Origin of the sequence: Methylocystis rosea (assembly GCF_003855495.1) — a bacterium.
In the GTDB taxonomy this organism is placed as follows: domain Bacteria; phylum Pseudomonadota; class Alphaproteobacteria; order Rhizobiales; family Beijerinckiaceae; genus Methylocystis; species Methylocystis rosea_A.
Genome location: NZ_CP034087.1, coordinates 108,072 through 121,090, shown reverse-complemented (window position 1 = coordinate 121,090; position 13,019 = coordinate 108,072). Strand labels below are relative to the sequence as shown.

10 protein-coding genes, 1 pseudogene and 1 riboswitch are annotated in these 13,019 nt (G+C 56.7%); of the genes and pseudogenes, 6 read left to right on the top strand and 5 right to left on the bottom strand.

The features are described 5' to 3' along the window. Nucleotides 1–85: 85 nt before the first annotated feature. From EHO51_RS21460 to EHO51_RS21000, 5 genes and pseudogenes are all read right to left on the bottom strand, one after another. Nucleotides 86–445, bottom strand: coding sequence for a universal stress protein (locus EHO51_RS21460; RefSeq protein WP_432431936.1), 360 nt, complete (start codon nt 443–445; stop codon nt 86–88). Between the two features lie 348 nt (nt 446–793). Next, nucleotides 794–2,479 carry an efflux transporter outer membrane subunit gene (locus EHO51_RS18405; protein ID WP_245435029.1) on the bottom strand — a complete coding sequence of 562 codons (1,686 nt, stop codon included), beginning with the start codon at nt 2,477–2,479 and terminating at the stop codon, nt 794–796. 471 nt (nt 2,480–2,950) lie between these two features. Beyond that, nucleotides 2,951–4,255, bottom strand: a complete 1,305-nt coding sequence (locus EHO51_RS18400; RefSeq protein WP_124740321.1) for an ATP-binding protein — start codon at nt 4,253–4,255, stop codon at nt 2,951–2,953. Next, a complete protein-coding gene (locus EHO51_RS18395; protein ID WP_124740320.1) occupies nt 4,252–4,917 on the bottom strand; it encodes a response regulator transcription factor in 666 nt (221 codons plus the stop codon). The genes EHO51_RS18400 and EHO51_RS18395 overlap by 4 nt, the downstream gene beginning before the upstream one ends. Before the next feature lie 424 nt (nt 4,918–5,341). After that, nucleotides 5,342–6,411 (bottom strand): annotated as a pseudogene (locus tag EHO51_RS21000) (ISAs1 family transposase). Between the two features lie 160 nt (nt 6,412–6,571). Beyond that, a riboswitch (Fluoride riboswitch) is annotated at nt 6,572–6,634 on the top strand. Between the two features lie 374 nt (nt 6,635–7,008). Between EHO51_RS21000 and EHO51_RS18385 the strand changes: the two are divergent. From EHO51_RS18385 to eno, 6 genes are all read left to right on the top strand, one after another. Then, entirely contained in the window at nt 7,009–7,422 is a 414-nt protein-coding gene (locus EHO51_RS18385; RefSeq protein ID WP_124740318.1) for a hypothetical protein, read from the top strand. A gap of 65 nt (nt 7,423–7,487) precedes the next feature. Next, a complete protein-coding gene (locus EHO51_RS18380) occupies nt 7,488–8,606 on the top strand; it encodes a bile acid:sodium symporter (RefSeq protein WP_124740317.1) in 1,119 nt (372 codons plus the stop codon). A gap of 55 nt (nt 8,607–8,661) precedes the next feature. Next, complete coding sequence (locus EHO51_RS18375) at nt 8,662–9,099, top strand: EamA family transporter (protein ID WP_124740316.1); 438 nt, start codon at nt 8,662–8,664, stop codon at nt 9,097–9,099. Nucleotides 9,100–9,106: 7 nt separating this feature from the next. Further along, the gene (locus tag EHO51_RS18370; protein WP_124740315.1) at nt 9,107–9,880 is read left to right on the top strand and encodes a sulfite exporter TauE/SafE family protein; all 774 of its coding nucleotides are present in this window, start codon (nt 9,107–9,109) and stop codon (nt 9,878–9,880) included. Nucleotides 9,881–10,024: 144 nt separating this feature from the next. Next, complete coding sequence (locus tag EHO51_RS18365) at nt 10,025–11,251, top strand: cation:proton antiporter (RefSeq protein ID WP_124740314.1); 1,227 nt, start codon at nt 10,025–10,027, stop codon at nt 11,249–11,251. 302 nt (nt 11,252–11,553) lie between these two features. Next, nucleotides 11,554–12,846, top strand: a complete 1,293-nt coding sequence (eno, locus tag EHO51_RS18360) for a phosphopyruvate hydratase (RefSeq protein ID WP_124740313.1) — start codon at nt 11,554–11,556, stop codon at nt 12,844–12,846. The last annotated feature ends 173 nt before the right edge of the window (nt 12,847–13,019 follow it).

Genomic DNA, 13,019 nt, shown 5'->3' with positions numbered 1-13,019 from the left:
TCGGCTGGCATTCAAAGATCCGCTGGTCTGTAAGTGAAGCGCGCGCGCCGCAGCGAGTCAGCTGTGGCGCGCTCACAATTCAATTCTACGCCGCGACGACGACGGAGCAACGAGCCATGCTGAGGATGCCATCCGCGGCGCTTCCAAACAGGCGTCTCGATAGACTGGATCGTTTACTCCGGCCGATCACCAGCAATTGCGCGTCGACCGCAGACGCCAGTGCAACGATTGCCCGGGTCGGGCTCCCAGTCAGAGCATGACCTCTTATCGCTATGTTTCGCGTTTGCGCCCAAGCTGTTGCCTCCGCCAGCACGCTTTGAGCCTCGCTCATTGCGTTTTCCACGGCCTCGTCAACTTCACTCATGAAGAGAGGCGCATGAAGCATTTCCGCAACGCAGACAACATGGAGTTGTGCTTTGCGAGTTTCCGCCAAGTCAATCGCCATAGCAAGAGTTCTGTATGCTCTCTCAGAGTCGTGGATAGCGCACAGGACAGCGCTCCCGCCGTTGCGAGAACAATCGGAAGCCCAGTTGTCGTCCAGTCGTTTGGATAGGGGTTCTTTTCCATGAAACTTCAGAAAGGACGCTTGGCCCTTCCATGCCGACGACTGTTCACGAAAAAATGTGGGGCTTGATGGCATCAGTGGCGCCGGGGAAATCATTGAATGGCTCCTTTGCCAGAAACTTCCTAGGATCAGAAGTAGCCTCATCCACTTAGGCGCGAATTAGCAGGACTCAAAAAAGTGCCGAGCAACCTGCAACGCTGTTCGCTCGAGGAGGCCTTCCCTAACGTGTCAGCGCATGGTCAAATCCGACAGGATATCGGGAAGCAAACTCGGATTCACAGGCGCTTTTATAGCTTCGATCTGCTCCCTGGAGGGCGATTCGCCAGGGACGCTTGGCGGTAAGTTCTTGAGCGCCTGATCTTGCCAGCCGCCGCCCAACGCCATGAAGAGCCCTGCCACATCGGCGAGAAGATTGCCTTCCGCCTGCGCGCGGTTGACCATCGCCAGGAGATAGGTTTGCTGTGCGTTAAGGACCGTTAGAACGCCGACGCTGCCTATATTCATCTGGCCCCGCACAATCTCCAGATTGCTGCCTGACACCTTCACAACGTGAGCGGCCACGTTGACCGCTTCGGCGTCCGCCTTAATCGCTTTCAACGCATCGGCTACATTTTGGAACGCCGAGATTACGGTCTGGCGGTATTGAGCCTGGGCTTGCTCTAGGGCGGCATGCGCGGCTTTTTGCTGATTAAGAAGGGAAAAGCCTGTGAAGAGCGGCTGCGCGGCATTGGCGGCGAGGGTAAAGAATTGCGTTCCTGGCGCGAAGAGTTCGGCTAATTTGAAGGCGCTGAACCCCGCATTGGCGCTTAAAGTAATGTTGGGCAGCCGCGCGGCCATTGTAACGCCGACGTTTGCGCTGGCCGAGTGCAATTTCGCCTCGGCGGCTCGAATGTCGGGCCTCTGCCTGACGAATCTCGAGGGAAGCGAGAGCGGCACGCTTCGCGGAAGCTTCAGTTCGCTGAGATCGAAGGTTTCGATGATCTCGTCCGACGAATAACGCCCGACGAGAGCGGTGATCAAATCCCGTTGTAGAGCGATCTGCTTTTTCAGGGGTGGAATCAATTGTTGCGCCTGACCAACGGCGGCGTCTTGAGTCAAGACGTCAGCCTCGGATGCCCCGCCAGCCCCTTTTTGTTTGCGAATGATATCGAGTAATTCCCGCGCGATTTTTACGACGCGCTCGACGGCGGCGAGTTGCCCTCGCAAAGACGCCTCCCGTATCGCCGCCACGGCGACATTGCTTGTCAGCGCGAGATATGCCGCCTCTAATTGATATCGCTGTAGGTCTGTCTGCGCCTCGAGCGATTCGACGGCCCGCCGGTTCTGGCCCCAGATGTCAGGCGTGTAGGACACAGTCAGCTGTTTCAGAAACAGAGAGTATACCCAAGTCGGAGGGTTTTGGGTGTTAAAGGATGGCGCGTCCAGGAGAATATTGGCGGGCGTAGGGAACAATTGATTGTATATAGTCTGATTGATCGTCCCGAGGGAACGATCATTTGAAGTCAGATTCAGGCTTTCGTTTGCCCCAGCCAAAAGTGTTGGAAGAAATGCTCCCTTTTGGCTTTCTGCATTGTAATACGCGATCTTGATCGCCGCTTCGGCAGACTGCAACGAGGGATTGTGTTCAATTGCGGCCTCAATGAGTCTATTGAGCTTTTTATTCTGAAATGCCTCCCACCACCGCTGCGGCACCTCTTTTTCTACAGCGAAACCTATATCGGTCGCTTTGTCTTGACCCGCGCGGGTAAGTCTTTCTGCGGTGAATCTCGTTGTTTCCGGAGGACTCGGCGACTGAAAATCAGGGCCTACGGCGCATCCCGACAACGCAAGATGCGCACAAAGGGTTAGCAACGCCCAAAGCGTCATTTCTTTGACAGTCCGCGAGACCAAAAGGATCAAGTATGACATTTGCATGCGGCGTTGTGCCCAAGCTTATATTTTCCCGGGCCAGCCGATTTGAGCGCCATATCTCGATGAGTCCGTTGCACTGTTGCGCGAAGCTGCAACCTCGGCTCGACTTGCCTGCAGGCTTTTCCGCCATTCACACCTTGCCGATGCTCGAGACCTAGAACAGGCCCTCCCTTCAGGCGCATCGATCTCCCTCGCCGGGCGCCGCGGCTCCTCCATACAGTGACGATCAAAGATCGCACCCCTGGATCCGAAAAAGCTTTAAAAGTCCCTGCGCCGCTCGGGACATTGCAAGCCCAAGGATGTGTCAGCTGGTCCTCCGAGAAACAGCATCGCGCCTTAAGCCCTTCGCCTCGGGCGGGCTTGGACCTAACAAAAAAGAATTAGGCGGGAATTAGCAGGTTTCACACTGGTCAGAAACTGACCCCAACCGGGCACGACTTCTTCGACTATCCCATCCGGACTGTGGCCTTTTGCTTAGTCCGCAGGACATTGGATCGCGACGCATAGGCCGCCGCTCTCGGGTCGGTTAGATATCGTCAAATCGAAGCTATGTTGCTTCGCGATCGCCGCTACAATAGCGAGACCAAGACCGGTTCCCTCACCAGCCGCATCTGGGCTGCGAAAGAAGCGCTCGGTCAATTTGGGCAAATATTGTTCTTCAACACCAGGTCCCGAGTCGCAAATCTCAATCTCTATGCGTTCATCCGCTCGTCGAACGGACACGTCCACGGAACCGCCAGTGGGCGTATACCGAATGGCATTGTCCAAAATTGTATTGAAAAGCACGGCTAGATCATCCCGCGACCCGCGAACCCTACCAGGCAGCAACGCTTTCACCCCAAGATCGATTCCTTTGGCGGCCGCGATCGGAATTTGGTCCGCAATACAGGAGATCAATACCTCACTAATATCGATGGATTCAAAACGTAGATCTTTCTGTGGGTCATCAAATCGAGCCAACCGAAGAAGTTGATCGACCAATTTTGACGCTCGTCGCAGGCCTTGGTTCATTTCATCAAAGTCGCGCCCACTTCCGCTAGGATCCAATATCATTCGAAGGTTTTCTAACTGAATATACAAGGCCGAAAGCGGCGTGCGAAGATGGTGCGCCGCGTCGGATACAAATTGTTGCTGCTGATCAAGCGCCTTTGTAAGGCGCGCGAGCAATTCATTCATCCCGTCGATCAGAGGCAGCACCTCAGAAGGCACGTCGGACACCGGAATCGGATCCAACCGATCCGGGCCTCTGGCTTGGATTGAACGCCCGATTTCGGAAAGCCTATCGAACACACGGGCCATCGCCCAGCTGACTATGATCCAGGCCATCGGAATAGTGACGGCGATTGGCGCCGCGACTCCAATTGCGGCGCGCTCCGCAAGTTCTCGCCTGACTATGAGTTGCTGAGCGACAACGACAGCGCGCTTCCGACCGTGCAGGGTATAGGCTCGCCAATCTATGCCTCCGGCCGTTATCACAGAAAAGCCGGAGACGTCAGAAATCGGTAACTCTATGGAATCTCCAGGCGACCGCACAATGTCGCCATTTTTTTTTCGCACCTCAATCAAGAGGTCGTCTTCTGGCTCTATCTGCGTATGTGGGGCATTCACCGCTTCTGCCGGAAGGTCGCCGATGTTCAAGGCAATTTGGCGCAATTGCCCATCTAGGAAATCATCTGCTTCTTTACTGGCCCGCCAGTAAGAAACTGCAGCGTCAATTGCTCCGATAGCAAGAAGGGTGAAGGCTGTCCAAACGAGAATCGTTTTCTTGAGAGAAGTCATTGGGCGCCCTTGCGGATTATCCACCCCGCTCCGCGGACGTTAAAGATGATGTCCTTGTCGAACTTCTTCCGAATCGAATGTATTAAAACATCGACGGCGTTGCTTTGAACCTCTTCGCCCCAACCGTAGAGCCGATCTTCAAGCTGATGACGTGACAGGATGGCGCCGGGCCGCTCCATCAGCGCCGACATGAGCGCGAATTCGCGAGCAGGCAGTACAGCGCGTCGCCCGCGATAGCTGACTTCATGCGTCGCCATATCAAGGCAAATTTCCCCCGCAGTTAGCATCGATTGCGCGGATCCGCTTCGCCGTCGTTGCACGGCCCGCATTCTGGCGATTAATTCACGAAGCTCAAACGGCTTTATCACGTAATCATCCGCCCCGAGATCTAGCCCCTTGATTCGATCTTCTAGGGCGTCCCGAGCGGTGATTATGATAATTGGCGTCTGGTCACCGCTTTCTCGTCTCGTCCGCAATACCTCAAACCCACTTTTTCCGGGGAGGCCTAAGTCCAAGAGCACCATCGCATAATCGCCATCCGCCATGGCTACTTCGCCATCAGGGCCCGTTTTCACCCAATCCACGGACAAGCCCTGCAAGCGAAGGCCACGGGTCAGGCTTTCGCCGATCATTGAGTCGTCTTCGATTAGAAGGAGGCGCAATGAAAGAACCCATCAAGCTTTAGCCGGATGCGCTTTCGTACCCGTTCGAATTAGCAAAGAAGAGGCCTCGGAAGCAAATTCTCGCCAGAAACTCGATGCGGTTCGGGTGCGCTTCGCAACCAAGGCGGGAACTATCTTCCCAAGAGTCGCCCTGATTTTCATAAGCCAAAAAGCAACATGAATCGGAGCTATTTTATTCATTTCGGTCCCCCGCCCTTGTCCAAGGACGCGGCTGGTACTACACGATTCTTAGCCGGGGCTTAGGGTCCTACAACAAAGCAGCGACAGAAGGAGGCAACAGCACCTTCAACTCGCGTGGTCGCCGGAGCGCACACTACTCTCATGACGGGATCGGATCGGCGGATACCTTTTGTTGGTCATTGCTTCCGTGATCGGGGTACCGTTAGGGGGAAATCCTAAATCGTTAAGCTACGAAGAGGTTGGTCCGGAAGCATGGGTCGACGCAGGCTCTGAGGCGTTTTCTGGGTAGGGAGCCTTTGGTTTTGTCGGCCTTGAGGATGTTGAAGGCGGCGTGGCGGATGGCGGCGAGGTTTCGGGGCGACATGTCCTTGCGGGTTCGGCAGCGATCCTCGTCGAAGATTACGTCCATGGTCCAATGGAGATTGTTTTCGATCCGCCAATGCGCGCGCACGGCAGCAAAGATGGCTCTTGGATCGGGTTCGAGCGAAGTGATGTAGAGCCTTGTCTCGAGGCTCTCCGCGCCGGATTTTTTGTCGATGCGCCTTGCAGTGATCGCGGTGAGAGCGCGTAGACCCTTCCACTCCGGGTGACGCTCGGCCAGCCAGGCGGCGGCGCGGTAGAGGCGCTCTTCGATCCGGCCATGGTCCGTGTCGGTCTCAGTTTCGCTCTGGCAGGTCGCGGCGCATGCGGAATCGGCAAAAAAAAGCTCGGCGTCGTCGTGAAGGCTCGTCTGATGGCCCTTGAGGGCGAGCACATAGTCCGCCCGGCTGTCGACGATGCGCGCCACGATCGCCTTTTGCGTCCCCATCGCGTCGATGGAAACGATCGCTCCTTCGAGCGCGAGCATGTCGAGGAGTTCCGGGATCGCCGTGATCTCGTTGGATTTGCCGTCGACGGCGCGTTGCGCCAGCACCAGCTCGGCCGTCGTGGCGTGGCCGATACGAGATACAGCGTGCCCGTTCCGTCGGACTGCCGCGAGCCGCGCAACGTATTGCCGTCCACGGCCACGACCTCGCGGGCGGCGGGGCGGATCGACGCCGCCCAGGCCGAAAACCCCCGCTCCAGCGCTTGCGGATCAAGCAGACGAAACACCTTGCGCAAGGTCTGCGCCGTCGCGACGCCGTCCGTAAACGGCAAAAACCCCCGCAGCCAGTCCAAGGCGCCCGTCGCAACTTCCCCGAAGCCCTCGAAGTCGTCCGCGCCGCAAACAACCCCGACCAGCGTCGGCAGCAAAATCTCGTCCAAAGGATAGGTCGCCAAGCCGGGAACGCGATGATCCGGAACAACCCGCATGTGATCCAAAAAACCCTTCGTCATGGCGCGATCCTCCAGCGCCCTTCCAATCCTTTATGTTTAACCAATCCTTAACGATGTAGGACTCTGCCCTGGGGGTACCGTCAGTGTCGACACCTGGGGGTACCGTCAGTTGACAAGACCTGTCTGGATTTGAATAATACTTTTGGGCGATGGAGTTCGCCTTATAACCGCCCTCGGGGCTGATGACTCCTACTGCGCTTGCACGTTAGGAGTCTGCGTTGAACCAGCCATTATTTCTCAGTTTACCAACTCGAATCTGCTGCAAAGCGCGCCTTCGAAAATATCCGCGCACGACGGCGCTCGTAATCGACCGCGTTACTGGCTGGCGCTTTCGGTCTCCCTCTTTGGCTGTTGTAGCGAGCAACGTTTTTTACCTTTCCAAAGGTGTCCGAGAAAGAGTTAAGAAGCATTACGATCGTCGACCTTGTCGCGCTTTGGTTTTCTGGTCGCCTTGGCGACTAGCGCATCTAGTCGTCTCGATCATTGATGCCATCTTTTCTTTCGCATGCAGTGCAGAACCGATCGTTGCGACCTGTTCTCGGGCGAAACTCGCGCTGAAAGCGAGGCACGGCTATGCTGCGGCTCTCTCGATCAAAGGTTATCAGCGAAATCGAGTTTATTGTCGATCGCCCGATTGCCGGCATTGGTCCGCTTCGCTGGGAGAAGAACGGTGCGGAATGCACGGCGGAGCGTTACGGCTATCGTGGCGAGTTCTACAGCTTTGACGTGGAGGTCATGCGGGTGTGCTCGCTTGGCGACGCGCGAAGGAAGTGGGAGCTCCTTATCGTTACCGAGCATTGGCGCAACGCAGGCGGAGGGCGCATGCACGTGGGCAACTGGTTCAAACTCACGAATGGCAATACGTCCGATGTCAAGAGATGGATCGCGAATAACAGAGAGACAGGGTTGAGCAAGTCGCATCGAACGCTCGAAGCACCTCAGCGAGAGTTCCAGCCAAGTAATCGAACTCGGAAATCGGCGGGATGAACGAAAGGGCGATCGCAAGCCCGAGGATATTGATTCCGCCAGCGGCTTCTATGAGAGATCGCCAAATGAAAGTGCAGGGGAGCATCGTGGTCATTCATTTGGTCCATGTCATCCACAAATATTTCATTTGGGCGATCGTCGCTTCTTATATAGCGGCAGCGTTTCTGCCGGCGTTCGGGCTTTGGATACGTGAGGTTGATGTCGCGCTTCTAATAGCGCCGCCAGGTAAAATTAGTATCAGTCTGCCGCCGCTGATGTTGGCGATGCTCGTATTCAATGCCGGTCTGGGTGTCTCCCTCAATGAGCTTCGCAGCGCCCCTCGCAAAGCATTCATGATGATTGCCGGCCTGTTCGGCAACCTCGCCGCGCCTTTGACCATGATTGTCATGGTCAGCCTGACAATGAGGCTCTGGCACAACCAGGACGAGGTACAGCAACTACTCGTCGGCTTGGCTCTCGTCGCTGCGATGCCGATTGCCGGAGCGTCGACGGCATGGGCGCAGAATGCGAGCGGCAGTCTCGTTCTGAGCCTGGGACTGGTGTTGCTCACCACCCTGCTGAGTCCGTTGACCACGCCTCTCATTCTTCACGCCGTGGGCTTCTTGACCAGCGGGGACTATTCCGAGGATCTGCACGAGCTGGCGTCGGGAGAGGCGGCGACGTTTCTCGGAGCATGGGTAATACTCCCGTCGCTACTGGGAATTGTGTCGCGTCAACTGATGAACGAGCGGTTATTCGTCCAGGTGACGCCTTATGTGAAGCTGTCGAATTTCCTCATCCTGGTCCTTCTAAACTATTCAAATGCCACGCTCGTTTTGCCGAAAGTGGTCTCACTGCCAGATCCCGATTTCCTGTTCGCCGTCATTGTCATCGTCAGCGTGCTTTGCGTAGCAGGGTTCGGGTGCGGCTTCCTGCTTTCGCGCGCGGTTCGGGCTAACCGGTCGGAAACGGCGTCGCTCATGTTCGCCCTCGGCATGAACAATAATGGCGCTGGACTTGTTCTCGCCTCGTTGGCGTTGGTGGATCATCCGCAAGTCATGCTCCCGATCATTTTTTACAATTTGGTCCAGCACCTTTTTGCGTCGCTCGTCGATTTTTGGCTGCAGCGCGTTGGCTTTCGATTACTCGTCGGGGGTGGCGGCGACGAGCAAGCGCAGTCGCGATTGAGGATTCCTGGATCTTGAGCAAGACAACGCGCGTCGGCGCAGCCTCGAGAGCTGCCGAATGGGAGGTTGGGGCATGAACCAGTTCCTGGGTTCTTGGCAGCTCTGGGCGTGTTTATCGGCGGCCTTCGCCGCGCTCACGGCGATCTTCGCGAAGATTGGAATTGAAAACGTCAATTCTGACTTCGCCACATTTATCCGCACAGTCGTCATCCTTGGCGCGCTCGCCGCTTTTTTAGCCGCGACAAGCCAGTGGCAACGCTTCGATTCAATTTCCGGCCGCAGTTATTTGTTCTTGGTTCTATCCGGCCTTGCGACTGGCGCTTCTTGGGTTTGCTATTTTCGCGCACTGAAATTCGGAAATGCATCCCAAGTTGCGCCGATCGATAAGTTGAGCGTAGTGCTGGTCGCGATATTTGGGGCGCTGCTGCTGGGAGAGCGACTAGCCTTCCGAAACTGGCTCGGCGTCGGCCTCATCGGGATCGGCGCGATGCTCGTGGCCTATAAAGCCTGAATCGGCCATGTACTTCGATTGGCTCATCGACCACGGACAAAGCATCGTATTCAGGGAAAGCCTTCTGACATGGTTGGTCCTGATCCCAATCGCGTTGGTGGCAGGCACGGTTGGCGGCACGGTCGGATTTGGCAGCGCCGTCATTCTTATCCCCATTTGCGTTTATTATTTCGGGGCATCTCCCACAGTCCCAATCCTCACAGTCGCGGCGCTCCTTGGTAATCTCTCCCGCGCGGCCTTTTCCTGGCGTGAGACGGATTGGCTGGCGTGCGGCGTCTACGTGGCGGGTGCCCTCCCTTCGGCCATCCTTGGCGCGCTGATATTCATTGAAATCGACGCAGCGCTCATTCACCGGCTCTTGGGCTTGTTCATTCTATTGATGATCCCTGCGTCGCGTCTGATGGCGAGATTCGCCATGAAAGTAATGCTTTGGCAGCTATTCCCAATTGGCGTCGCGATGGGATTGCTGTCGGGCGTCGTTGGCACAGTGGGGCCAATCAATGCGCCGTTTTTCCTTGGCTATGGCCTCGTTAAGGGCGCTTATCTCGCCACAGAGGCGTTGGGCGCCGCCGCGGTCCACTTAACCAAATCACTCGTGTATGGCCGATTTGCCGCTATTGACCCTGTTTCTCTTGCGAATGGATTGACGATCGGGATGGCGCTGATCGGCGGTTCCTACCTCGGCAAGCAGATCGTCAATCGCATCGATGCCACTCGCTTTCGGAACTTGCTCGAGCTGATGCTCGCGGTGGCGGGGAGCTTGATGCTGTTGGGATATTGATCCTGCGTCTTTCCATAGGCGCGTGGGTTTCGTTCGAATATCGCAGGGCTTGCTCGCAAGCTCCGCTTCATAGTCCGAAGGATGTCCGCCATCGACCGGGCTCTGGCTCACATTCTTGGTTGAATAACATAGGGAGGACGGAACATGGCGGCAGTTTGGGCGCAAGTCGCGATGGTGTTTGGTCTGGCGCTGGTCGCCAGTCTGATCGCGCATCGCTATCGTTTTTCAACGGCACTGGTGGAAATTATCGTTGGCATGGTCGCGGGCTCCATCCTGGCCGCAATTGGCGGCTATGCCGCTTTCTCCGTTCAGGAGCCGTGGGTGAAAGCCTTCGCCGGCATTGGGGCCATATTCCTCACCTTCCTTGCTGGCGCTGAACTTGATCCAGACGTTTTCCGGATGAAGTGGAAAGAGGCCGCCGCCATCGGCGTGGCGAGCTTCCTCCTGCCTGCAATCGGGTGCTGGGCGGCCGCGCATTACCTGCTCGGCTGGGAAAGCTCCCCCGCCATTCTCGCCGGCATCGCGCTTGCGGCCACGTCGGTCGCCGTCGTCTACACAGTGATGATGGAATATGGCTTCAATCGCGTTGAGTATGGAAAGACGATTCTCGCCGCCTGCTTCATCACCGATCTCGGCACTGTGGTGACTCTTGGGCTCGTCTTTGCGCCCTTCACCTGGAAGACGCTGCTGTTCGTGGCCGTACTCGCCGCGGCATTCATCGGCCTGCCGAAAATCACGCCACGCGCTTACGCGCTCTTTGGCGGCAAGCCGTCGGAGTTCGAAGCGAAGTTCCTGCTTTTCTGCTTGATGGCGCTTGGCGCTCTTGCGGTTTGGGCGGGGAGTGAGGCCGTGCTGCCGGCCTATCTCGTCGGCATGGCGCTGGCGGGAAGCGTCGGTCGCGACGCTGCGCTCATCAAGCGTCTCCGCACAATTACGATCGGTCTGTTGACGCCATTCTATTTCATCCGCGCAGGCTATTTCGTGTCGATTCCTGCCGTCCTGATGGCGCCGTTCGGAGTGATCGCTCTCATCGCCGTTGAGATCGCGACCAAGATCGTCAGTGTCTATCCGGTCGCCAAAGCCTTTAAGGCGCCGCATAAGGACGCGATGTATACAACTCTCCTGATGGCGTCCGGTCTGACCTTTGGCACGATTTCGGCGCTCTTTGGGCTCTCCAACAAGATCATCGACGACGGACAATATTCGACGCTTGTCGCAGCCATCATCGGCACGGCTATCATTCCGACCTTGATAGCCAACAGATTCTTCCTGCCGCGTCATTTGTTGCCAAAAGACGAGGCCGAATTGCACACACCAGCACACGAAGCCGAGGTCGAGGAAGCGTTGGATGACTCCGAAGTCCGTTCTTAGCAACTGCCGAGAAGTGATCAGCGGCGATCCTAATTGCGGCTTGCGCTCGTCGACCTATGTTTCGAGCGTGATGACCTCAATCTGTGACGCGAAAGCTGGCCCTTCCAGTTCTGGAATGGTCGACCACGCGCTATCCAAGCGCGCGGGCAAATGAGGAGCTAAGCCCTGTCCCACCAGTTTAATCGCCTCAGTTACCAGCTGAAACGTGGCGTTGATGCTTGGCGGGTTTCCTGCAGATAATCGCGACGCGCGATCCGCGCGTAGCAAAAGTCGCGAAATAAGCTGACGTTGAGAGGGAAGGAATCATGTCTAGAATCGAATCGGTTCGCGCGCTCGAAATCCTCGACTCCCGAGGTAATCCTACGATCCGGGTGCAATTATCCCTCGATGACGGGGTAGTCGCGACCGCCTCCGTGCCTTCAGGCGCGTCCACGGGCGAGCATGAAGCGGTGGAGCTACGAGACGGGGAATCTCGTTTCGGCGGTAAGGGCGTTCACAAAGCCATTGAGAACGTGCATGAGGTGATCGCTCCGGCGCTCAATGGTCAAGATCCCACCCGCCAAGCTGAAATTGACGCCTTGTTGCTGGCGCTCGATGGAACTCCGAACAAGGCCAAACTCGGAGCAAACGCGATACTCGGCGTTTCGATGGCCGTCGCCAGGGCTGCAGCTCTCGCCTCCCGGCTGCCGCTTTATGCTTATCTAGGCGGCCCGGGAGCAACGCGCCTGCCGGTTCCCATGATGAACATCATTAATGGCGGCAAGCACGCCGACAATTCGGTAGATTTTCAGGAGTTCATGGTGATGCCGGTCGGGGCCCCAACCTTTGCGGAGGCGCTGCGCTACGGAACTGAAACCTTTCACGCATTGGCGAGGATTCTGAAAAAAAAGGGCTACGCAACCTCGGTTGGCGATGAAGGCGGATTTGCCCCAAACCTCGAAAGCAACGAACAGGCGTGCGAGATAATTGTCGAAGCAATTTGCGCAGCAGGCTACGAGCCGGGACGCGACATTGCCCTCGCACTCGATCCCGCTGCAAGTTCATTCTGGACGAGCAATGGGTACGACCTCGCAAAGTCTGGCCAGGGACGCAAAACCAGCGACGAAATGATCGCGCTTTATCAGGGCTGGGTCGAGGCTTTCCCCATTGCTTCAATCGAAGACGGATTGGATGAAAACGACTGGTCCGGCTTTGCGCGCCAGACCGCGGCGCAAGGTCATCGAATCCAAGTCGTCGGCGACGACATTTTCGTGACCAATCCCGCTTTCATTCGCCGCGGCATCGCAGAGAAAACAGCCAACGCCGTGTTGATCAAACTGAATCAAATCGGAACTCTCAGCGAGACGATGCAAGCAATTGCGCTATGCCGCGAGGCCGGATGGAACTATGTCATTTCGCATCGCTCCGGCGAAACGGAGGACACATTTCTTGCTGATTTTGCCGTGGCGATGGGCGGCGGCCAGATCAAGACTGGCTCTGCCTGCCGTAGCGAACGCGTAGCCAAATACAATCGCCTTTTGGAAATCGAGTCGGAACTCGGGAAAGCTGCTGTGTTCAAGTCGCCGTTCGCATCAAATAGCAGCTCCGTTGACTGAACCCGCGCTCTCAAACCTGCGCATCCGAAGCCAGACTCGTTCGCCGCATTCGCGTACCTAGAGACTGCGACACTCGCTCTTGCCTCGCAAGAAAACCGACACCGCCCGAGATCTTATTAAAATCGCGCATAGGATGGAGCTCAAAATCCACAGGAGGGGTCAGCGCAGAATCT

Coding starts and splice junctions, on each gene's coding strand:
- EHO51_RS21460 (WP_432431936.1), bottom strand. CDS start 445: ATGGCGATTGACTTGGCGGAAACTCGCAAAGCACAACTCCATGTTGTC.
- EHO51_RS18405 (WP_245435029.1), bottom strand. CDS start 2,479: ATGCAAATGTCATACTTGATCCTTTTGGTCTCGCGGACTGTCAAAGAA.
- EHO51_RS18400 (WP_124740321.1), bottom strand. CDS start 4,255: ATGACTTCTCTCAAGAAAACGATTCTCGTTTGGACAGCCTTCACCCTT.
- EHO51_RS18385 (WP_124740318.1), top strand. CDS start 7,009: ATGCTGCGGCTCTCTCGATCAAAGGTTATCAGCGAAATCGAGTTTATT.
- EHO51_RS18380 (WP_124740317.1), top strand. CDS start 7,488: ATGAAAGTGCAGGGGAGCATCGTGGTCATTCATTTGGTCCATGTCATC.
- EHO51_RS18375 (WP_124740316.1), top strand. CDS start 8,662: ATGAACCAGTTCCTGGGTTCTTGGCAGCTCTGGGCGTGTTTATCGGCG.
- EHO51_RS18370 (WP_124740315.1), top strand. CDS start 9,107: ATGTACTTCGATTGGCTCATCGACCACGGACAAAGCATCGTATTCAGG.
- EHO51_RS18365 (WP_124740314.1), top strand. CDS start 10,025: ATGGCGGCAGTTTGGGCGCAAGTCGCGATGGTGTTTGGTCTGGCGCTG.